The following is a 20,532-nucleotide window of genomic DNA, read 5'->3' as shown; positions in this document are numbered from 1 at the left end:
AGAATCGTATCATTTCTGAGAAGTAGCTGGATATGACGGATTGCATCGTTCTTGGTGCCGGTATGGTGGGTGTCGGCGCGGCGCTCGCCCTGCAGGAAAGGGGCTGGTCCGTTCTTCTTGTCGACCGAAGCGGTCCGGGAACCGAAACGAGTTATGGCAATGCCGGGATAATCCAGACAGAAGCCGTAAGCCCCTATGCCTTGCCACGCGCCCCATTGGAACTGCTGAAGGCTGCATTCGGTGCCAATAATCAGGTCGCATGGCGGCTTCGCGATATGCCGGGACAGATTGGCGCCCTGTCGCGCTACTGGCACAATTCGGAAGCGGGGCGTCACCGCACAGCTTCGCAGTTCTATGCGCGTATGATCCGGCGTGCTGCCGACGATCATGCTCCATTGATCAAAGCTTCAGGAGCCGAGACCCTGATAAGGCGGACCGGACTGCGTGAGCTGCATCGTTCCGCCCGTTCGTTTGATATTTCCGCGCGTGATGCGGAGAGGAAAAAACAGGAGTTCGGCGTTGCGAGCATCATTGAGGACAGCAAGGCTGTCCGCGCTGCTGAACCCTCGTTGAAGACTGATCCGGCCGGGGCCATCCATTGGACCGATCCCTGGTCCTGTTCCGATCCGGGCGCTCTCGTTCAGTCCTATGTTGGCCTTTTCGTAAAGCGCGGGGGAATCTTTCTGCACGGCGATGCGCGCAGTTTGCGGCAGGATGGTTCCGGCTGGCAGGTTGACACAATCGGAGGGCCACATCGCGCACGCCACGTTGTTCTTGCTCTGGGCCCATGGAGCCCGGAAGTCCTTCGCGGTTTCGGCTATAAAATTCCACTTGTTATCAAGCGCGGATACCATCAGCATTTTTCGGGCACCGGGCCGAAGGTTCCAATCGTCGACGTACACAATTCAACAGTGGCAACGCCGATGGATGCGGGCTTGCGCATCCTGACCGGGGCCGAACTGACACCTTTGAACAGCGTGGCTCGCCAGCAGCAGCTTAACAGGTCTATCAAGGCCATAAACGAGCTTTTCGACATCGGCGCTCCTACAGAAAAGACGTCGTGGTTCGGCAGTCGCCCCTGTATGCCCCGTATGCTGCCCGTCGTTGCGGAGGCTCCGCGACACAAGGGCATGTGGCTGAATTTCGGGCACGGTCATCAAGGGTTTACACTCGGGCCGACGACGGGGCGGATTCTCGCTGAACGTATAAGCGGGGAAGCAAAGGATACCGAGCTTTATCGCGCACTCGATCTTCAGCACTGACTATCTTGTGATGATAAAATTACAGCGCCTACCGCATTCGCTTTGAATGCGTGGCGCTGAGCAGGTTTTCTAATATATCGCTTCGTTATCAGGCAAGTTTATGAATTCTGCGTCTACGGTGAGAGTAGCCGCCCTTTGATAGGCGCAACACGTTGCAAACCTGAGTCTTGTCTTCTGAGGGCTTTGGCATCTGCTCATGGATACGCAGCAAAATCTGCTGTGTGACAGTACGATCCTTTTCACTCGTGGCAGGACCGATAATAATGCTTTTCATCGATCATTCTCCCTGTTTTCTGGGCGCGAAACAACTCTCGAAGCTGTCTCGACCGATTATCAAGAATGTACGAATGAACTAAGTATTAACCAAATTTTACATCTTGACAAGCGCATTGCTGCAACAGTTTCTAAACCATTGGCAAGGCGCAGCAAAAGGCCGGATCGCATCTGCAATCCGGCCACTCTTTAACCTGGATTTGGCGGCGATCAGTCGCGGCTCCCTGTCAGGATCTCGCGCTTGCCCACATGATTGGCAGGGCCGACCAGGCCGTCTTTTTCCATCCGCTCCACGAGCGAGGCGGCGCGGTTGTAACCGATACCGAGGCGGCGCTGGATATAGGACGTGGAGCACTTCTTGTCGCGCATCACGACCTTGATGGCCTGTTCATACACATCATCACCATCTTCCGAACCCATTGAGGTTGCGTCGAAAACAGCCGCCTCCGGCGTTGCGTCTTCGTCTTCCTCGTCTTCCGTCACGGTCGCCAGATAATCCGGGCGTCCCTGTTCCTTGAGGTGATTGACCACCTTTTCCACTTCCTCGTCTGAAACGAACGGACCATGGACGCGGACGATGCGTCCGCCGCCTGCCATATGCAGCATGTCGCCCTGACCGAGAAGCTGCTCGGCACCCATTTCGCCGAGGATGGTACGGCTGTCGATCTTCGAGGTAACCTGGAACGAGATGCGGGTCGGGAAGTTGGCCTTGATCGTACCGGTGATGACATCGACCGATGGACGCTGCGTGGCCATGATGAGGTGAATGCCAGCGGCGCGGGCCATCTGGGCAAGACGCTGGACTGCACCTTCAATGTCCTTGCCTGCAACCATCATCAGGTCGGCCATCTCGTCGATGATGACCACGATGTAAGGCATAGGCGTCAGGTCGAGCTCTTCCTGAATATAGGTCGCTTCACCCGTTTCCTTGTCGAAGCCGGACTGGACCGTGCACATCACGGTTTCGCCCTTGCCCTTGGCCGAGGCGGCGCGGGCATTGAAGCCTTCGATGTTGCGGACACCGAGGCGGGCCATCTTGCGATAGCGCTCCTCCATCTCACGCACGGCCCATTTCAGGGCGACGACCGCCTTCTTCGGATCGGTAACAACCGGGGTCAAAAGGTGCGGAATGCCGTCATAGATGGACAGTTCCAGCATCTTCGGGTCAACCATGATCAGACGGCATTCTTCCGGCTTGAAGCGGTAGAGCAGCGAAAGGATCATCGTATTGATGGCAACCGATTTGCCCGAGCCGGTCGTGCCCGCCACCAGAAGGTGAGGCATCTTGGCCAGTTCTGCGATGATCGGTTCACCACCGATACCCTTGCCGAGGCAAAGCGGCAGACGATAGTTCGATGCCTCGAACGTGCGGCTGTCGATCATTTCGCGCAAGTAAACGGTTTCGCGATTGGCATTCGGCAGCTCGATGCCGATCACATTGCGGCCTGGAACGACAGCGACGCGGGCGGACAGCGCCGACATGGAGCGAGCGATGTCATCGGCGAGGCCGATGACACGCGAGGATTTTACGCCAGGCGCCGGTTCAAACTCATAGAGCGTGACGACGGGACCGGGGCGGACATGGATGATCTCACCGCGCACGCCGAAATCCTCCAGCACGCTTTCCAGCAATCCCGCACTACGTTCCAGCATTTCCTGCGTGATGACATTTCCGTCCTGTTCAGGCGGCATCTGCAGGAGATCACGTGGGGGGAATTCATACTCGCCATGCATCACCGGCGCTTCCGCGCGGGGGAGGGGCTGCGGCTGGTACAATGCAATCGAAGGCGCTGCCTTGACCGGAGCAGGCTTTTCGATGGCTGGCTCCGGAGCCACTACTTCCTCGACAACATGCTCTTCGGCTTCCGCAACGGTGAGCACGACTTCGTCTTCGGTAGCTTCACCGGCAACTTCGGGAGCAATCTCAGGCGTGGCCACAACCGGCTGTGGAGCAGGCGTTTCGATCTCGACTGCGGCAACAGGTTCCGGTGCGACGATCTCCCGCGGTGCGGAAGCTGCAGGGACGACCGGGGTTTCTGCGACTGGCTGAACAGGAGCCACGGCAACCAGCTCTGGCTGCTTGTTCCATTCACGAATGCGGAACTGTGCCAGAATGGATTCAACAGTAGGCAAAGGCTTGCGAGGCTCTGCCGGAACGGCAGAAACGAGCGGCTCCGCAGGCACAAGTGCCGTGTCGATATCGCAACCTTCCCAGAAAGCGAAGTCGGAAAGATAGGCGAAGGCCGATGGCTGAGCTGGATTTACAGTTTTGGCCACGACTGGAGCTGCTTTCAAAACGGTTTGTACCGGAGCAACGGCGGCAGCGACGGTAACTGCAGGCATTGCAGGTGGCACCGGTGCGACCGGCGAACGAACCATGCCCTGCGACACGGTCTTCTGGAGTTCTGCGACAGCCATGGGCTGGGCCTCGGCAACCTCCCCAACGCTGATGGCAGGCGTAGCTTCGGCCGCGTTCGTCTGTGAGCGCTCATTGATGCTCGGAAGCTCCTCGCCGCGACGGCGCAGAAGCTCGACTTCCGGCGTACGGGTAAAGCGAACATTCGCGCCGAGCGAAAAATGAACTTTCCAGGCATCGTCACTGGCCGGATTGTGACTTCCCGTCTGGCCGCGAGGCAGCTTCGGGTCCTGGGCGTTCTCTGCACGATTTCCTGTCGATTGGGGGAAATTTTCTCTCAAATTACGCATGATACCTGAACCATAGATACTGTCGCCTGAATGAGCCCAAGTAATAAAAAATGAAGGTTAACAACCCCCTTCCGAAACGACCTAAAAGACAGAAATTTCTTGCGGTACCTGCATTCTCACAAGAGCCGAAACCGAGATATAAACACCCTCGGTTGCATGTCTATTTCCATTATTATCAACATGATAAAGTAATTTCTTATATTAATTTATGCGCAAAACAACAATCAAAGGTAGTTTATGCCGCCTGTTAATTCGGCGACCTGAAAGTGCGGCCTGACCGCAGAAGGGACTCAGGTTGGCAGACTCAATGATCAGTCTCGGGCAAGCGCCACAACCGGGTCGAGCCTGGAGGCATTGCGGGCCGGAATGAAACCGAATCCAATGCCAATCAGGCTTGAACAGACAAGCGCAATCACGATGGATGTCGGTGAATAGATGAGCTGAAACATCGAACTGAACTGCGCGAAAAGCAGGCCGAATCCTGCCGCGATGAGAACCCCAAGCACTCCACCGATGAGACAGACAAGAACCGCTTCGATCAGGAACTGTTGCAATATATCGCTCTGGCGCGCGCCGATTGCCATGCGGACACCGATCTCGTTGATTCGTTCGGAAACAGCCACAAGCATGATGTTCATCACGCCGATGCCGCCGACGAAAAGCGATATGCCTGCAATACTGGATACCAGAAGGGCAAGTGTTGCAGTTGTGGCCTGAATGGTCTTCTGCAGGCTATCCGTATTGAAAACGGAGAAATCCTTCTCACCATGTCGCTTGGTCAGAAATGCCGTAATCAGTTTTTCGGCTTCGGACGGGTCCATCGTGTCGGCAACGCGAACCACAATCATCTGCAATGAGCGCGAACCGGTCATGCGCGTTTTAACGGTCGAATAGGGCAGGTAGACTTCCAGAGTCTGTGCCGAGCCCGGTCCCCGGTCCTCGGCTTTGACGACCCCGACGATACGCACCGGCACTTGCTTCAAAAGGATAATTTTGCCAATCACGGAGCCGACCTCATGCGGGAAAAGGGTCGTCTTGGCAGTTTCATCGACAACCGCGACCTGTTCCAGGTCGTCAACGCTGCGCTGATCGAAGAAGCGACCTTCGAGCAGCTTGCTGTTGCGGGTGGCAAAATATTCCGAACCGACACCATTGACCGAGACACTGACTTCCTTGTCACCAACGCGAATGGTGGAGCTGGTCGTATCGGAAGGGGTCGCGGCCACGACATAGGGTAGTTTTGCGATCTCGTCGGCATCACCCAGATTGAGCGTCGTAATCTGGGCTGCTTTCAGATCGCCAAATCCCCTACCGGGACTGATGTAGAGCGTATTGGTGCCAAGATCGCTGATCCGTTCCAGAATCTGCTGTTGTGATCCTTGCCCGAGCGCCACAACACAAACGACCGATGCCGTACCGATAATAATGCCGAGCATCGTCAGAAATGTGCGGAGCCGATGCGCATTCATCGAGCGAAGCGCCATCGCGAAAGCCTCGTTGAAGCGGTCGCGCATTCCGGCAAGTAAACTTGGTCTCGCAGGTCCCTGCTCAACCGGTACGGAAGTCACTGGCCGCTCAGTCTCCCCATTTCTCGTATCGGAAATGATTTCACCATCGCGGATTTCGATGATGCGCTGTGCCCGCGCGGCAACCTGCCGGTCATGCGTAACGATGACGATGGTGCGCCCTTCACGATTCAACTCCTGAAGAATTCCCAGGACTTCCTCGCCACTATGACTGTCGAGTGCGCCGGTCGGTTCGTCCGCCAGAATGACATCTGCATCGTTGATGAGCGCGCGGGCGATAGATACACGCTGCTGCTGGCCACCGGAGAGCTGGCTTGGCCGGTGATGGGTGCGGTCACCCATACCGAGCCGCTGAAGTATCATTTCTGCCTTCTTCCGCCGCTCGTCTTTTCTCTGACCCGAGTAAATCGCTGGAATCTCGACATTGCCAATGGCATCGAGTTCACCGAGCAAGTGATAGCGCTGAAAAATGAAACCGAAATGCTCGCGCCGCAGCTGGGCCAGCTCATCCGCTTCAAGCTCCGAAGTCGCACGACCGGAGATCAGGTATTCACCTTCCGACGGACGATCCAGACAGCCAAGAATGTTCATCAACGTGGACTTGCCCGAACCGGACGCGCCGATGATTGCTACCATCTCGCCGCGCTCGATGGTCAGATTCACATGGTTCAGGACCGTCGTGAAGTCGTCGCCCGACGGGTAATGTCGTGAAACGCCCTTGAGCGAGAGCAGCGGCGCATCACTCATGTCAGATACCGGCTGGGGCAGGCGTGACAACCTGATTGTCAGTCACAACCTTATCCCCCTCGTTCAGGCCTGAAAGGATTTCGCTGTTGATCTTGTCGGTAATGCCGGTTTCAACCGTTCGTTCCTCGATCTTGTTGGCAGCAGTCACCAGGCGAACCGTGTACTTGCCGGGTTCGTTCGTGTCCTTGAGGGCCGTCACAGGCACGATCAATGCGTTTGCCGCCTTGGCAAGCAAAATGTGAACCTCGGTTGTCATATAGGTTCTGAGCAGGCCGTCCGGATTGGGGACGTTGAAAATACCTTTGTAATAAATGGCCGAAGCGGTCGCCGCGCTGGAAGAACTCGCGGCTGTTGTCGTGAAGCTTTTGTCGCTCACGATGGAATCCGGCGCCGGTTCAATCTTCTCAAGCTTGGCTTCATAACGTTTGAGGTTCTGTCCGGAAATGGTGAAGTAAAGCGGCATTCCCTCGCGAACCTGCGTGATGTCCGCTTCCGATATATCCGCCTCGACGGTCATCGTGTCGAGCTGGCCGAGAATGACGATCGTCGGCGCACTCTGCTGTGCGTTGACGGTTTGTCCCTCCTGAACCACCGTCGCAAGGATCGTTCCATCAATCGGCGCGGTGATGCGGGTATAGGCGAGGTTGGTCTCGGCGATCTGAACGTCGACTTTCGCCGCGGCGATTGCCGCTTCGCTGTTGGCAACCTGCGCTTCCTTCGACTTTACGGTACTGACCGCCTTGTCGTATTCGGCGCGTGCGACGGCATTCTTGCCGATCATCATCTCGTTTCGGGCCAGATCCTGTCTGGCAAGTTCAAGGTCGGCCAGATTCTGGGCGCGCGTGGCTTCATTCTGGCGCAGCGATGCCTGAGCCTTGTTCAACTCGTTTTGTTGGTTGGTCGAGTCGATCAGCGCAACGACGTCGCCAGCCTTGATCTGCTGGCCGGGCTTCACTTTGAGAGAAAGAATACGACCGGTTGCCTGCGCGCCGATAGCAACCAGATTTTTCGGTCGTAATGTGCCAGTGGCAAGAACCGAACTTTCGATGTCGCCCCGCTTGATTACGGTCGTAGCGGGCAAAGGTTCTTCTTTCGTCAGGGAACGTACGACGAAATAGCCGACGATCAGCAATGCGATGAGGATGGCCAGCCATAGACGCCAGCGAAAACGCCGTTTCGACTTGGGTTTCATAGTGGTCTCTTATCGGTTGTCAGCGGAGGAAGGGGCGTCGTCTTGACGACGCGGGGACCTGTGTAGCCATCGATGACCTCAGGTTTCGCGACGTCAATAAGGCCGTTCCAGCCGCCGCCCAATGCTTTCTGCAGGGCGACATAATTCAGGACAAGATCGGTCCGGGCCTGACTGAGATTGGTTTCTGCGCTTAAGAGATCACGCTGTGCAGTCAGCACATCCACGAAACTTTTCGTACCTGCCCTGTATTGCTCCAGCGTTAGCTCATTGATCTTGCGGCTGTTGCTGACGATTTTCTGCAACTGGCCAACGCGCAGACGGTTCTGATTGAGCGATACGCTGGCATTTTCAACTTCGCTGAGCGCTGTCAGAATGGACTTGCGATAGGCGATGAACGACTGGTCGCGCGCTGCGCGCGCCGCGTCCACATCGGCATTCAATTTTCCGCCCTGGAAGATCGGAACGGTCAAACTGGGACCGAAGGCCCAACTGATCGTCGACAGCCTGCCAAGATCACCGAAATTGGTACCACCCGTATTGATGTTTCCGGTGAGCGAAATGCTCGGATAGAGCAGGGCCTGCTTCTGGCCGACACTTGCATTGGAACTTGCATAGTCCCGTTCTGCTGCGCGAACATCCGGGCGGCCCAGCAACAGGTCGGCAGGCAATCCGGCAGAAACCTTGCGCGGGATTGATGGGATCGGACGCGACTTGTCCAGAACGCTCGCCAGCGCCGACGAAGACCGGCCGGTCAAGACCGACAACTGGTTGAGATATTGCGCGTAGCTGATCCGTAGTCCCGGAACCTGCGATTCAGTCGTCGCGGCTTGTGTCTCGGCGTTCAGAAGATCGACCTGCGAAATCTGTCCGGCTTCCAGTTGGCTGCGCGTCAGCGCCACTGTCTGCCGCTGCGATGCAGCATTACGCTGTGCGATGGCGATACTGGCCTGCGTGCCGCGTAAATTGGCATAATTGGTGGCGATGTCACCGATCAGCGTGACTAGCGCTGCCCGCAATTGCTCATTTGCGGATTCGACATTGTAATAAGCCGCTTCCACACCGCGCTTGTTGCCGCCGAAAAGATCGAGTTCCCATGTCGTGTTAAAGCCCATGCTGGACTGGTTTGAAGCCGTCACATTGGGGCCGTCCGACCGCTTGTAGCTTCCGTCACCATTGAGTTGCGGATAAAGCGTGCCGCCCGCCGAGGTATAATTGGCCCGGGCCTGCCGCACCTTTGCCTTCGCAGTTGCCACATCCGGGCTGCCAGCAATTCCATCAGCTATCAGCTGATCCAGAACCGGGTCTTTCAGGTTTTTCCACCAGTCGCCCAATAGCGGGGCGCGTTTGTCAGCCTTGCTGTTCCATCCGGCAGGCGTCACCACATTCGGTTTCTGGTAGTCTGGACCAACGGTAACGCATGCCGCCAGCAATGGCAGGATGCTTCCCAATACAGTCAGGCGAACAAGTGATATCGTCAAAAAGTTGGTCCTGAAATTTCCGAGCTGTCATCGATTCAGCATATGACTGCTCCGAAAACGAAGCGCCTTTATACCTGCAACGGTTGTGCCTAGGCAGTCCAAGGTAGTGGGAGTATGCCATGGGTCGCGCCGAGTCGCGGATTGGGAGCATAATGCCATCCTTCATTCCCGATCATCAGTGAATGATCGAAGTCAAATGTGACAATGCACAGAAAATATCAGGGTTTTGTGTGGAAACTATCGGCGTCCAGGGCGCCTACGCCGGTTGGCTCTCCAGCCAGTCTGCAAGCGAGCGACGACTTGCGGCGCGTCCGCGCATCGCTTCAGCCATGCACATGGAGTTGAGGACGGCTTCCTGCGTGGATTCAACTGCTGCGCGAAACAACGTATCGATACGGTTTTCGTTGAGCACCGCAATCTCGACCACATCACGCGCTTCGTCATGATCGAAGGTCACTGCTGTTGAAAAGCCGATGGCAATATCGCCGCTACCGTGCCCCCAGAATGCACCGAGACGCGCCAGTCCCGCGCCGCAACGACGGGTCACGCGCTTGAGCTGGCGGTGTTCCATCGGAACATCGGTCGCAAGCACCAGAATGACCGAGCCCTTTTCGGGCTGATCGTCCGCCTTCGGCGAGGGCTTGCGTCCGTCCGGAAGAACCAGATCACCGGCCCGACCGAAATTGGTCAGCGCCAGAACGCCGAGGTGATAAACCTTGCCATCAAGTTCGAACCGGCGTGAGGACGTACCAATGCCCCCTTTGAAGCCGAAACAGCTCATGCCGGTTCCCGCACCGACATTGCCTTCGCCAACATCCGTTCCGGCAATCTTCAAGGCTTCCTGCGCGTCAGCTTCCGTGACGGCCATCGCCTGAATATCGTTGAGCGGACCGTCATTGCATTCCAGAACGACAGGATTGACGGTTGCCGTGGTGCGCCCGATATCGGGATTGCCCGCAATCGCCTCGCGGATCAACGCATTGGCGCAGGTTCCGACGCCAAACGTGTTGGTGAGCAGGATCGGCGTCTCGAGCGTGCCCAGTTCCTCGACCTGCACAAGGCCAGTGCTCTTGCCGAATCCGTTGATGACATCGCAGGCCGCCAGCACCTTGCGGCGATACATGTTGCCGTCATGCGGGATGATTGCCGTCACGCCGGTATTGATATCGCCGTTGCGCAAGGTGCGGTGCCCCACGCGCACGCCCGGTACATCGGTTATGGCGTTTTGTTCGCCCGGCTGCATGATGCCGCAAATGATGCCGTAGTCGCGTGCCTTGCCTGTCATGGTCATTTTCCGTCAGGTGTTGAAGGGGCAGGGCGTCAAAGACGCCCGGCCTCGATAATGCGTTTGAGGAAAGCCTGCGTGCGCTCGCCCTGCGGATTGCCGAAAATCTGCGACGGCGGGCCTTCTTCATAGACCTTGCCGTTTTGCAGGAAACAGACCTTGTCCGCAACCTCGCGGGCAAAACCCATTTCATGCGTGGCGAGCACCATCGTCATGCCCTTCTTGGCAAGGTCGCGCACGATGTCGAGCACTTCCGACACCAGTTCGGGATCAAGCGCCGAGGTGATTTCGTCCAGCAGCAGGAGCGTCGGGTCCATCAGGAGCGCACGCACAATGGCCACACGCTGCTGCTGTCCGCCGGACAGACGATCCGGATATTCCTTCGCCTTGTGATCAAGCCCGATACGCGCCAGCAGCGCCAGACCCTTTTCCTCGGCTTCCCTCACCGGCTTGCCCAGTACTTTTGTTGGCCCCAGCGTGACATTTTCCATAACCGTCATGTGCGGAAACAGATTATATCCCTGGAACACGATGCCGATCTCGCGACGCAATATGTCAAGGTCAACGCCCGGCCCGGTCACGCGGTCGCCATGCAGGCGGATTTCGCCTTCGTCGATGGTCTCAAGCCGGTTGATGCAGCGCAGAAGCGTGGACTTGCCGCAGCCGGAAGGTCCGATCAGACACACGACCTGATGTTCCTCGATATCCAGGCTGATGCCGGACAGAACTTCCAGTGAGCCGTAGCGCTTGATTGCCTTGTCGATTTCTACGAGTGCCATTATCCGTCCCCCTTACATGCTCGAGCGCATTTTTCTGCGATCACGTTCGATCAGGCGGTCCACAAAGCGGGCCTGCGGAATGGTGATGACGATGAACAGAATGGCGACGGTGGTGACAGCCGACAGGTTGAAATAGTTCGCGGCGATGATCTTCGACTGGTTGAAGGCATCGATTGTGCCGATGATGGCGACCAGTGCGGTGTCTTTCTGCAAGCTGATGCAATTGTTCATCAGCGGCGGAATGATGCCGCGCACGGCAAGCGGCACGACCACATAGCGCATGGTGCGCGCATAGGAGAGGCCGAGCGAACGCGCTGCCGCGATCTGGCTTGGATGTACGCTTTCAATGCCCGCGCGATAGACTTCAGACGTATAGGCGCCGTAGGTCAGCGTCAGCGCAATGATGGCATAGGCGTTGGAGGACAGATCCTTCAGGATCGGCAGGCCGGTCAGAGGCAGGCCGAAACCGATAAGATAGATCGTGATGATGGCCGGAAGTCCGCGAAACAGATCGCTGTAGAGCGTTGCAAGCACGCGGATGGGCTTGCCAGCCTTGCCCGGCAGCGTGCGCGCAATGGCGATGACGAGCGCCCAGACGAGGATCAGGATGGCCGATACGAAGAAGATGACGATATTCGTGCCGAAGGCTTTCAGCACCGTACCTGCCGATTTGACGATCAGGCTGACGTCGAAGAAGGTTCGGCTGACGGCTGCGTCATTGACGATCATGAACCACGCGCCGGCGCAGATGATAAGAACCGCTACCGCATAGGAAATCACCTGCCAGGAAAGATCGGACGCCTGTGCGCCGAGCTCGCGTCCACGGTAGATATCGGCGCTCTTTCCCGCTTCGCCCGAAATCTGCACGGCACGCCAAGCAAACCAGAGGACAGCAAGCGGTGCCAGCAGCAGCACTATGCCGACTGCCACAACGGGCAATTCAGGCCAGCCCTGCGAGATCGTATAGCTCGAAACGCTATAGACCGTCTGGCCCGAGGCCAGAAGGGTAAGGAAGGAAAAGACAAAAGCGAACAGGGAACGACCGCCATGGGTGCGAACCTTGTTTCGGACACGCCATTGCCGCGCGCGTTCCGCGCTTGCATCCGGTGCCGGATAAGACATGGTTTATTCTCGCTGAAACAGATGGGGAAACGGTCCCGACGATCGGGAACGCCAGCCGCAAAAATCGGATACTGAGTGCCGATCAGTCCGGGTCGCAACCGGCATTGCGATTGCGACCCGAAAACCGTCAGATCATGGCTTCCAGAGCGGAACGTCGGAAGGCGACATTCCCCAGGACGGAAGCAGATAGGCAGCTTCAAGCTTCTTCAGCGTGCCATCCTTGTTCATGTCCTCGATAAGCTGGTCGATGACCTTCTTGTTTTCCGAACCCTTCGGGTAGATGCCTGCGGTTTCGCCGCCGGACGTATATTTGCCGACAACTGCCAGCTTGCCGTTGGAATTCTGCACCTGTCCGAGAATGATCGAGAGGTCGGTCATCACGGCATCAACCTTGCCAGCGGCAAGAGCGGTGAACATGGAAGCCGTATCGTCGAACACGTCGAGGCTTGCGACCTTCAGCGTATCCTGTGCGAAAGGAACCAGCGTCGTACCGGCCTGTGTTCCGATCTTTCCGGTCTTCATGTCGCCTTCGCTAACCGGCTTGTCGGCACGTGCAGCAACACCGTAATCGGAATTCATGTAAGGAACGGAGAAATCCACGACCTTCTTGCGCGGCTCGGTAACCGAGATCAGCGCAAGCGCGATGTCGTAATCCTTGTTCTGACCGGCAACAATGGAGTCGAACGAGGCGTTGACGAGCTTTACCTTGTCGAGGCCCAGACGATGCGCAATGTTGACCGCCATGCAGAATTCATAGCCGTCCTTGATGCTGTCCGGCGTATCGCCGTTGAACTGGCCAAGGGCAGGCAGGTTGATGATGACAGTAAACTGCCCTTCAACCGCCGGATTGATCTTGGCCGAGCCCTTTTCGCCGGTCAGCGGGCAATCGCCATAGCCTTCGGTCGCTGCCGATGCGGCTCCCGCACCTGCCAGCGCCGCTGCGCTGGCGAAAACTGCGCCATAGGCCGTCTGTTTTAGTAGTCTTTTTATTGTCATTGTCCCCTCTTGCTTTCTTTTGTTGAGGTTAAGGTTGAAGTACCGGCTCCGCTCCCGTGCGAGCCATTTCCATATAAATCTCCTGCAGGCGGCGGGTGATTGGCCCCGGTTTGCCGTCGGAGATCGTGTGATCCTGAATGCCGATGATCGGCGTCACGAAGCTTGATGCGCTTGTGAGAAATGCTTCCTTGGCGGCCTTCGCCTCTTCGACCGTGAACAGGCGCTCCTCGATGCGAAGGTTCTGTTCTTCCGCGATCTTGATGACGGCGCGGCGCGTGCAGCCGGGCAGGATGGCGTGTGAATTCGGCCGCGTTACCAGCACATTGTCGTTGGTGATGATGAACGCCGTCGATGAGCCGCCCTCAGTGACGAAACCGTCTTCGACCAGCCAGACTTCATGATAGCCCTTGCTCTTGGCCTGTTTCTTCGCCAGCACCTGCGCGAGAAGCATGACGGTCTTGATGTCGCGACGCGCCCAGCGCGTGTCGGGCGCAACATCCACGCGCACGCCATTCTGGACCGATGGCGAGTTGGCGAGGTTCTTGGCCTGCGTGAACATGACGAAATTCGGCTTGATGCCGTCGGCATAAACGAAATCGCGCTCGGCTTCGCCACGTGTCACCTGCATATAGACGACGCCTTCATGCAGTTCGTTGCGTTTCATCAGCTCGATCTGCGCCGCACGAATGTCGTCAAGCGAAGCAGGCAATGGAATTCCGAGTTCCTTGACGGAACGCTCCAGACGGGCGAGGTGAAGCTCGTTATCGACAAGACGCCCATCGATGACAGCGCTGACTTCGTAAATCCCGTCACCAAAAAGAAAACCGCGATCGAACACCGACACCTTCGCTTCGCTCTCAGCGACGAAGGCGCCGTTCAAATAAATTACCCTGGCCAAAACACGTCCTCGGACATCTGTGTGATTGATTGGGCCGGACGGTAAGAAAAAACCTTTGGAGCTGCCAATGCTATGTTTTGCAATCACTATGCAAAAATTGCATAAGGGCTAGGGCAGTAAGTGAGTAGGGCAGTAAGGCAGTAGGAAAGGTCTCGTTTGGCCGCTCCTAACATACTGCCCTATTGCCATACTGCCTTATTGCCCTTTGCAAGAAAGGCCCCACCCCAATGGAACTGAAATGGCTGGAAGACTTCATCGCGCTGGCGGCAACGTCGAGTTTCTCGCGCGCGGCAGATGCCCGTCATGTGACGCAATCCGCATTTTCCCGCCGCATCAAACAGCTTGAACTCTGGCTGGGTGTTACACTCGTCAATCGTGCGACTTTTCCTGCCGAGCTTACCCGCGAGGGACGAACCTTCCTGCCTGTCGCGCAGGATACGGTTCGCCAGTTCTACAACACGCGCAAGGCGCTGCAGCCGAGCCGTGAAGTTCAGAATCCCGTCCTCACATTTTCAGCGCTGCACACGCTGACGGTCACGTTCTTTCCGCATTGGCTGAAACAAATCGACGACGATGTTGGCGGCATCCGCTCCCTGCTCAGTCCGGATCGCGGCGGTTTTGAGGATAATATCGCGACGCTGACGGAAGGAGAGGTTCACTTCTTCCTGACCTATGCGCATAATTTCGTGCCCATCCTGATCGACCGCACGCAATTTCCTTATATCGTGCTCGGCACCGAACGGCTGATGCCGGTCTCACGCCCATCACCGACGGGCCCGATCCTCGATCACGCGGTCGCCAGCGGGGAACCGCTGCCATATCTGAGCTATGGCGACTTTTCCTTCTTTGGCGCTGCCCTGTCGCAGAAATTTGCATCCGGTACCGCGTTCAAGCGTCAGGTGGTGCACGAAAACACCATGTCGATCGGTCTGAAGGCCATGGCGCTTGCAGGCTGGGGGATGGCCTGGCTGCCCGAAAGCCTCATCTATGATGAATTGCAGCGCGGCGAACTCGTACCGGCCTCAACTGATCCCTATTGGGATTTCACGGTCGAGGTCCGCATCTATCGTCACGATGCGGCACTTCCGGCCCATGCCGAGAGCTTCTGGGAATATTTGCAAGCAAAAGATCGGGCAATATCTGAAAAGGGCGATTGACAGCGGCCCATCGTCGGCGCTGTAAAAGGCAGCATATATTCAGCCGGTAGCAGGGGACACGTCGCGGCATGAAAGTTACCATCGAACAGACGCTCGATCAGGCAGGTACGGGCGCATTTCAACGCGGTCTTCTGGGTGTGTTCGGTCTTGTCTGGGCCGCCGATGCCATGCAAGTGCTGGCCGTAGGCTTTACCGGCGCTGCCATTGCAAAGACTTTTGGGCTGACTATTCCACAGGCATTGCAGACCGGAACGCTGTTCTTCCTTGGCATGCTGATCGGTGCAGCCGTATTCGGACGACTGGCCGATAAATATGGTCGCCGTCGCGTGCTTCTCATCACTGTCGCCTGCGATGCGATATTCGGACTGCTTTCGGCATTTGCGCCAAGTTTCGGTATTTTGCTCGCCCTGCGCTTCATGACGGGCGTGGCAGTCGGCGGAACATTGCCAGTTGACTATGCGATGATGGCCGAATTCCTTCCCGCCAAAAATCGCGGTCGATGGCTGGTTATGCTCGAAGGTTTCTGGGCGGTCGGCACTGTTATCATCGCCCTTGCGGCATGGGCCACCAGCCTTGCCGGCGTAGAGGATGCTTGGCGCTATATCTTCGTCGTCACGGCAGCACCCGCCCTTATCGGCATATGGCTGCGTCTCTGGGTGCCTGAATCCCCGATGCATCTATTGAAGTCGGGACGCCCGGAAGAAGCCAAATCGGTGATGAACCGCGTGCTTCGCCGTAACGGCAAGCCGGAGCTGCCGCCGAAGGCCCGGCTTGAAGCACCCCTTATGGTGACAGGCGAAAAGCTTCTGTCTCCAAATCTGCGCCAGCGCACGCTGACGACGCTTGCAATCTGGTTCCTCGTTTCAGTGTCTTATTACGGCATTTTCACCTGGATTCCGGCCAAGCTTGCTGGTGATGGTTTCGGCTTCGTCCGCGGTTATGGCTTCCTTGTCGTGGTTGCACTGGCCCAATTGCCGGGCTACGCACTCGCGGCCTATGGCGTTGAAGCATGGGGACGCAAGAAAACGCTGATCGCGTTCCTGTTCATCAGCGCCGCTGCCTGCGCTCTCTTTACAGTGGCCAACAGCTCTGCCGTCGTCGGTGCATCCATTCTCATCATGAGCTTTGCCCTGCTTGGCACATGGGGCGCACTCTATGCTTTCACGCCGGAACTTTATCCGACAGGATTGCGCGCAAGCGGCATGGGAGCGGCAGGCGCCATGGCCCGCCTCGGCGGCCTGCTTGCGCCCTCCGCGCTGGCGCTCGTCATCAGCCAGAGCTTCTATGTTGCAGTGGCGTTGTTTGCCGGACTTCTGGCGCTGGCCGGTATTATCGCCTTCTTCATTGATGTGGAGACGCGGCAGAAGGCGCTAAGCTGAATAAAATAAGCCCGGAAAGCGTTCGCATCTTCCGGGCTTATTCGTTCTTATTTCAGTAATTTACAATGTATTCCTAATCCATTGCTTTCGGTAGGCGGTATAGGCTTCGTTGCCCGGCCTGAAAATCCGTCCGTGTTTTTCCGGCACGGCTGCCCCCGCCAGCAATCCGGCACCAAGCGACGTGCCAGTTGATCCTGATACGGCTTCGACATCACGTCCCGTAAAATTTGCCAGCGCTTCAAGATAGACTGAATTTCCGGCAAACGGCCCTTCGACGATAACTGGCCCATCAGCACCCAAAAGGTGAAGGCAGGTTTCCGTCATCAGCGCCGCATAGATACAAGCGGCAACATAGCGCTCCGCATCATTGGCAGTATCGGCATTGATCCAGTGAAGATTGGAATTTGGATAGGGGCCGCAACTGGGTACGGCTGAAGGCAACGCCATGGTTTGCTGCGCCAGAACCTTTGTTACAATTTCGGGCAGGTCAGCGGCGGGAGGCACTGTCAGTCCTTCCGTCATCAGATCGAATTCACGCCCGCCCATATAGCGCGCCGAAGGCACGGCGCGCCCATAGGCATCGACATTGGCGAGCGTATCGCGTTCCGGGTCCAGCCCGTCAAAATTGCCGCCAACGGCGAAGCTCACCACCCATGTGCCCGTCGAAACCACCGAAAACGGACCTTTGCGATCCATCAGATGTGCGAGCAGCGATGCGTTGGAGTCATGAATGCCGCAACGCACCGGAACAGGCATTTTCAGGCCGATTTCCTGTGCAATTTCCGGAAGCACGTTGCCGAGTGCATCGAAGGCGGAGCGAAGCGGTGGGAACTTGTCGCGAATGTCCAGCCGGTCAACAAGGGGCGAGAAGGTGGATTTCTTCGGCAGCCATAGATCGGTGTGGCAACCAAGTGACGTCACTTCCGATGCGGCAATGCCAGTCAGACGCCAGGCCCAATATTGCGGGTAGGTGAAGATGAAATGCGTGCGCGCAAAATCATCGGGAAAGACCATCTTCAGATAGTGAAGCTGCGCACCCAGATTGAGGCCGAGCGACAGGGTCGGCGAAAATGTATCTTGGAAATTCGGTTTGATCGCGGCATAGGCTGCGTGGATTTCAGCCGAATAGTCGAGTTCATAGTCGAGAACTGGCATCGCGAGCATGCCATCTTCTGCGACGAGAGCCGCCGCTGCGCCATGCGTCGTGATGGAGATCGCATCAAAGCCCTGCTCTTGCGCAAATTCCGCGAGACTTGTCAGAAAGAAACGCCACAGCGCCTCGATGTCATAATGCGGATAGGGGCCATCGCGCAGCACCGTATTGGACATGCGGTTTGCAACGATCTCCTCGCCGCTTGCCGCATCGAGCACCACGACTTTGGCATTGGTCTTGCCGATATCGAGAATGGCGATGCGCTTCATGGCATATGAAAGACTGGCTTGAGGTCCACGGAAACCGGCGAATTGTCCGGGTTTGTCGCCATGATGTCTGCCATATGCGCCCACCACTTTTTCATCACTGGATGATCGGGCAGGGCGGCCATGCCATGGTTGGACTTACGTGTCAGAACGCCAAACAGGTTATTGGTCTCTTCATCGAGATAGATGGCATAGTCCGACACGCCTGCCTCGTGCAGAAGTTCGACCAGTTCCGGCCATATCTCGTCATGACGGCGGCGATATTCCATCTCCATGCCCGGATTGAGCTTCATACGGAATGCGTAGCGTTCGCCAGTCATGCGGCGCGTCTCCCCTTGAACTGCCAGAAGAGGATCGGCAGAGAAATGGTGACGATGAGCAGGAGGCCGATGAAAATCGACATGACGATGCCCGGCACGTTGAGAAGCCCGAGCCCGAAGGTCACGAGGCCCATCACGAAAGCGGCGATCACCACGCCGACGATAGTGCCGGAACCGCCGAGGATCGACACGCCGCCCAGCACGACCATGGTAACGACTTCCAGTTCCCAGCCTTGCGCAATGGACGGACGCGTCGAGCCGAGGCGCGAGGTCAGGCAGACGGCGGCGATGCCGCTCATCACGCCCGTCATCAGGAAAAGTACGAATTTGGTTTTCTCAACCGGAATGCCGGAAAAGCGCGCCGCGAATTCATTGTTGCCGATGGCATAGATGCGGCGTCCGAAGCTGGTCCAGTGCAGCAGCACCCCGAACAGCACGGCAAACAGGACGAACAGCGCAAATTCGAAAGAGATCACCCAGAACACATAGCCCTGTCCGAAATAAGCAAAGCTTGCCGGGTAACCGCCAAAGGCCTGATCGCCCAGCACGATATAGGAAATGCCGCGGAAAAGGCTCATCGTGCCGATGGTCACAACGATGGACGGCAGTTTCAGCCCGGCAACCAGCCCGCCATTGATCGCGCCGCAGACAAGACCGGTGCCGATGCCGATCATCACGAGGCCTGGGGTACCGACACCTGCTTGCGCCGCCGCGCCCATGGCCGTCGAGGCAAGCGCGATAATGGCTGCGACCGAAAGGTCGATTTCGCCAGAGATGATAAGCAGCGTCATCGCAAAGGCGATCAATGCCTTTTCGGTGAAATTGAACGTGGCATCCGACAGGTTCCACGCATTGAGGAAGTAGGGCGAGGCGAAGGAATTGGCGATGAAAATCGCAATCGCGACACCAAGCAGAAGCATTTCCCAGCTTGCGAAGATGCGCGAGAAGGGCGTTCCGAGCCGGTCCGGAATGTGACGGCGCTGTTCGTTGTTCATGCCGCAACCTCCTCATAAGTCTTTGCAGCCTTGTCGCGCAGGATGATGCGTCCGCGCCGCTTTTCCTGCCTTGCGTTGAAGATAACGGCCAAGATGATGACAGAGCCGGAAATCGCCATCTGCCAGAAGGGCGATATGTTGATGACGGGGAGGGCGTTCTTGATGACGCCGAGGAACAGGGCGCCAAGAACCGCACCGGCGACAGAACCTATCCCGCCAAGTGTCGAGATGCCGCCAATGACGCAGGCCGCAACGCTATCAAGTTCGAATCCGGCGGCCACATCCACATAGGCGACGGCATAGCGCGACACCCAGAGATAGCCGCAAAGCCCAGCAAGCGCCCCCGAAAGCACGAAGGCGAAGAAGCGCGTGCGGCCCACATTGATGCCGGTATAGACGGCGGCGGTCGGGTTGCCGCCGGAGGCATAAAGTGCACGTCCGAAGAATGTCCGCGTCAGCAGCACATAGACGAGCGCAACAATGAGGATCGCCGTCCAGCCTAAAAGCGGCAGGCCAAGAAAAGGCGTGCGTGGCGTGTTGAGGAACGGCGCCGTCATCTGATGCGCATTCACCCACGCGCCGCCGGAGAGTACGAAGGCCATGCCGCGATAGATGGTAAGCGTGCCAAGCGTGACGACAATCGCCGGAATGTTGAGTTTCCAGACCAGAATACCGTTGATTGCGCCTAAAACCGCACCGATGCCAATTGCCAGCACGATCAGAAGCACGAGCGGCAGGCCCGGATAGGTGGCATTCAGCATCGCCACGGCCATGCCGGTAAAGGCAAGGTTGGCGGCGACCGACAGATCGATGGACTTGGTCAGGATGACCGCCATCTGTCCAAGTGCGATAATGATGAGGATGGACGTATCGTTGAAAATATTCGCCAGATTATGCACGCTGGCAAAGCCCGGAGCGCGGCTTGCGAACAGCCCCACCAGAAGAGCGATAATGACAAGGAGCAGGAGTTCGCGCTGCTTGAGCAACTGTTTCATCAT

17 protein-coding genes are annotated in these 20,532 nt (G+C 57.2%); 3 read left to right on the top strand and 14 right to left on the bottom strand.

The genetic code is table 11. The features are described from left to right. Positions 1-32: 32 nt before the first annotated feature. Entirely contained in the window at positions 33-1,262 is a 1,230-nt protein-coding gene (locus HWX93_RS00860; protein ID WP_176036145.1) for an NAD(P)/FAD-dependent oxidoreductase, read from the top strand. An 88-nt stretch (positions 1,263-1,350) separates the two neighbouring features. Here the strand turns inward: HWX93_RS00860 and HWX93_RS00855 are convergent, their stop codons facing one another. From HWX93_RS00855 to HWX93_RS00810, 10 genes are all read right to left on the bottom strand, one after another. Beyond that, positions 1,351-1,536: a hypothetical protein gene (locus HWX93_RS00855; RefSeq protein WP_105544423.1), complete on the bottom strand. Its 186-nt coding sequence runs from the start codon at positions 1,534-1,536 to the stop codon at positions 1,351-1,353. A gap of 209 nt (positions 1,537-1,745) precedes the next feature. Continuing rightward, on the bottom strand, positions 1,746-4,241 hold the full coding sequence (locus HWX93_RS00850; protein WP_176036144.1) for a DNA translocase FtsK: 2,496 nt from the start codon (positions 4,239-4,241) through the stop codon (positions 1,746-1,748). A 311-nt stretch (positions 4,242-4,552) separates the two neighbouring features. Continuing rightward, on the bottom strand, positions 4,553-6,514 hold the full coding sequence (locus HWX93_RS00845) for a MacB family efflux pump subunit (RefSeq protein WP_176036143.1): 1,962 nt from the start codon (positions 6,512-6,514) through the stop codon (positions 4,553-4,555). Between the two features lies 1 nt (position 6,515). Then, positions 6,516-7,706: an efflux RND transporter periplasmic adaptor subunit gene (locus HWX93_RS00840; protein ID WP_176036142.1), complete on the bottom strand. Its 1,191-nt coding sequence runs from the start codon at positions 7,704-7,706 to the stop codon at positions 6,516-6,518. Then, positions 7,703-9,184: an efflux transporter outer membrane subunit gene (locus HWX93_RS00835; RefSeq protein WP_146206494.1), complete on the bottom strand. Its 1,482-nt coding sequence runs from the start codon at positions 9,182-9,184 to the stop codon at positions 7,703-7,705. The genes HWX93_RS00840 and HWX93_RS00835 overlap by 4 nt, the downstream gene beginning before the upstream one ends. A 256-nt stretch (positions 9,185-9,440) precedes the next feature. After that, on the bottom strand, positions 9,441-10,469 hold the full coding sequence (locus HWX93_RS00830) for a P1 family peptidase (protein ID WP_176036141.1): 1,029 nt from the start codon (positions 10,467-10,469) through the stop codon (positions 9,441-9,443). A gap of 35 nt (positions 10,470-10,504) precedes the next feature. Then, positions 10,505-11,248: an amino acid ABC transporter ATP-binding protein gene (locus tag HWX93_RS00825; protein WP_176036140.1), complete on the bottom strand. Its 744-nt coding sequence runs from the start codon at positions 11,246-11,248 to the stop codon at positions 10,505-10,507. A 12-nt stretch (positions 11,249-11,260) separates the two neighbouring features. Continuing rightward, positions 11,261-12,370 (bottom strand): amino acid ABC transporter permease, encoded by a 1,110-nt coding sequence (locus HWX93_RS00820; RefSeq protein ID WP_061345303.1) that lies wholly within the window; start codon positions 12,368-12,370, stop codon positions 11,261-11,263. A gap of 132 nt (positions 12,371-12,502) precedes the next feature. Further along, positions 12,503-13,366, bottom strand: a complete 864-nt coding sequence (locus HWX93_RS00815) for an ABC transporter substrate-binding protein (protein WP_176036139.1) — start codon at positions 13,364-13,366, stop codon at positions 12,503-12,505. Between the two features lie 28 nt (positions 13,367-13,394). After that, the gene (locus HWX93_RS00810) at positions 13,395-14,264 is read right to left on the bottom strand and encodes a D-amino-acid transaminase (protein WP_176036138.1); all 870 of its coding nucleotides are present in this window, start codon (positions 14,262-14,264) and stop codon (positions 13,395-13,397) included. A 227-nt stretch (positions 14,265-14,491) separates the two neighbouring features. Here HWX93_RS00810 and HWX93_RS00805 point away from each other — a divergent pair, with 227 nt between their 5' ends. Together HWX93_RS00805 and HWX93_RS00800 are read left to right on the top strand one after the other, a co-directional pair. Further along, positions 14,492-15,421 carry a LysR family transcriptional regulator gene (locus HWX93_RS00805; protein WP_176036137.1) on the top strand — a complete coding sequence of 310 codons (930 nt, stop codon included), beginning with the start codon at positions 14,492-14,494 and terminating at the stop codon, positions 15,419-15,421. Between the two features lie 68 nt (positions 15,422-15,489). Continuing rightward, positions 15,490-16,800, top strand: coding sequence for an MFS transporter (locus tag HWX93_RS00800; protein ID WP_176036136.1), 1,311 nt, complete (start codon positions 15,490-15,492; stop codon positions 16,798-16,800). Between the two features lie 60 nt (positions 16,801-16,860). Here HWX93_RS00800 and HWX93_RS00795 read toward each other — a convergent pair whose 3' ends face one another. Genes HWX93_RS00795 through HWX93_RS00780 form a run of 4 tightly spaced genes read right to left on the bottom strand, consistent with a single transcriptional unit; the run spans position 16,861 to position 20,529 of the window. Then, on the bottom strand, positions 16,861-18,222 hold the full coding sequence (locus HWX93_RS00795) for an FGGY-family carbohydrate kinase (RefSeq protein ID WP_176036135.1): 1,362 nt from the start codon (positions 18,220-18,222) through the stop codon (positions 16,861-16,863). After that, complete coding sequence (gene rhaM, locus HWX93_RS00790; protein ID WP_109988739.1) at positions 18,219-18,539, bottom strand: L-rhamnose mutarotase; 321 nt, start codon at positions 18,537-18,539, stop codon at positions 18,219-18,221. The genes HWX93_RS00795 and rhaM overlap by 4 nt, the downstream gene beginning before the upstream one ends. Further along, complete coding sequence (locus tag HWX93_RS00785) at positions 18,536-19,534, bottom strand: ABC transporter permease (protein WP_176036134.1); 999 nt, start codon at positions 19,532-19,534, stop codon at positions 18,536-18,538. Before HWX93_RS00785 ends, rhaM begins: the two co-directional genes overlap by 4 nt. Next, entirely contained in the window at positions 19,531-20,529 is a 999-nt protein-coding gene (locus HWX93_RS00780; protein WP_109988796.1) for an ABC transporter permease, read from the bottom strand. Before HWX93_RS00780 ends, HWX93_RS00785 begins: the two co-directional genes overlap by 4 nt. Positions 20,530-20,532 lie beyond the last annotated feature (3 nt).

The sequence above is a fragment of the Brucella tritici genome, assembly GCF_902825325.1.
Classification (GTDB): domain Bacteria; phylum Pseudomonadota; class Alphaproteobacteria; order Rhizobiales; family Rhizobiaceae; genus Brucella.
This window is presented reverse-complemented; position numbering and strand designations above follow the sequence as displayed.

Bases quoted from the DNA above. Each gene is read 5' to 3' on its own strand.
- HWX93_RS00845 (WP_176036143.1), bottom strand. From the start codon at position 6,514: ATGAGTGATGCGCCGCTGCTCTCGCTCAAGGGCGTTTCACGACATTAC.
- HWX93_RS00840 (WP_176036142.1), bottom strand. From the start codon at position 7,706: ATGAAACCCAAGTCGAAACGGCGTTTTCGCTGGCGTCTATGGCTGGCC.
- HWX93_RS00860 (WP_176036145.1), top strand. From the start codon at position 33: ATGACGGATTGCATCGTTCTTGGTGCCGGTATGGTGGGTGTCGGCGCG.
- HWX93_RS00820 (WP_061345303.1), bottom strand. From the start codon at position 12,370: ATGTCTTATCCGGCACCGGATGCAAGCGCGGAACGCGCGCGGCAATGG.
- HWX93_RS00815 (WP_176036139.1), bottom strand. From the start codon at position 13,366: ATGACAATAAAAAGACTACTAAAACAGACGGCCTATGGCGCAGTTTTC.
- HWX93_RS00795 (WP_176036135.1), bottom strand. From the start codon at position 18,222: ATGAAGCGCATCGCCATTCTCGATATCGGCAAGACCAATGCCAAAGTC.
- HWX93_RS00855 (WP_105544423.1), bottom strand. From the start codon at position 1,536: ATGAAAAGCATTATTATCGGTCCTGCCACGAGTGAAAAGGATCGTACT.
- rhaM (WP_109988739.1), bottom strand. From the start codon at position 18,539: ATGACTGGCGAACGCTACGCATTCCGTATGAAGCTCAATCCGGGCATG.
- HWX93_RS00805 (WP_176036137.1), top strand. From the start codon at position 14,492: ATGGAACTGAAATGGCTGGAAGACTTCATCGCGCTGGCGGCAACGTCG.
- HWX93_RS00780 (WP_109988796.1), bottom strand. From the start codon at position 20,529: ATGAAACAGTTGCTCAAGCAGCGCGAACTCCTGCTCCTTGTCATTATC.
- HWX93_RS00830 (WP_176036141.1), bottom strand. From the start codon at position 10,469: ATGACAGGCAAGGCACGCGACTACGGCATCATTTGCGGCATCATGCAG.
- HWX93_RS00825 (WP_176036140.1), bottom strand. From the start codon at position 11,248: ATGGCACTCGTAGAAATCGACAAGGCAATCAAGCGCTACGGCTCACTG.
- HWX93_RS00800 (WP_176036136.1), top strand. From the start codon at position 15,490: ATGAAAGTTACCATCGAACAGACGCTCGATCAGGCAGGTACGGGCGCA.
- HWX93_RS00785 (WP_176036134.1), bottom strand. From the start codon at position 19,534: ATGAACAACGAACAGCGCCGTCACATTCCGGACCGGCTCGGAACGCCC.
- HWX93_RS00850 (WP_176036144.1), bottom strand. From the start codon at position 4,241: ATGCGTAATTTGAGAGAAAATTTCCCCCAATCGACAGGAAATCGTGCA.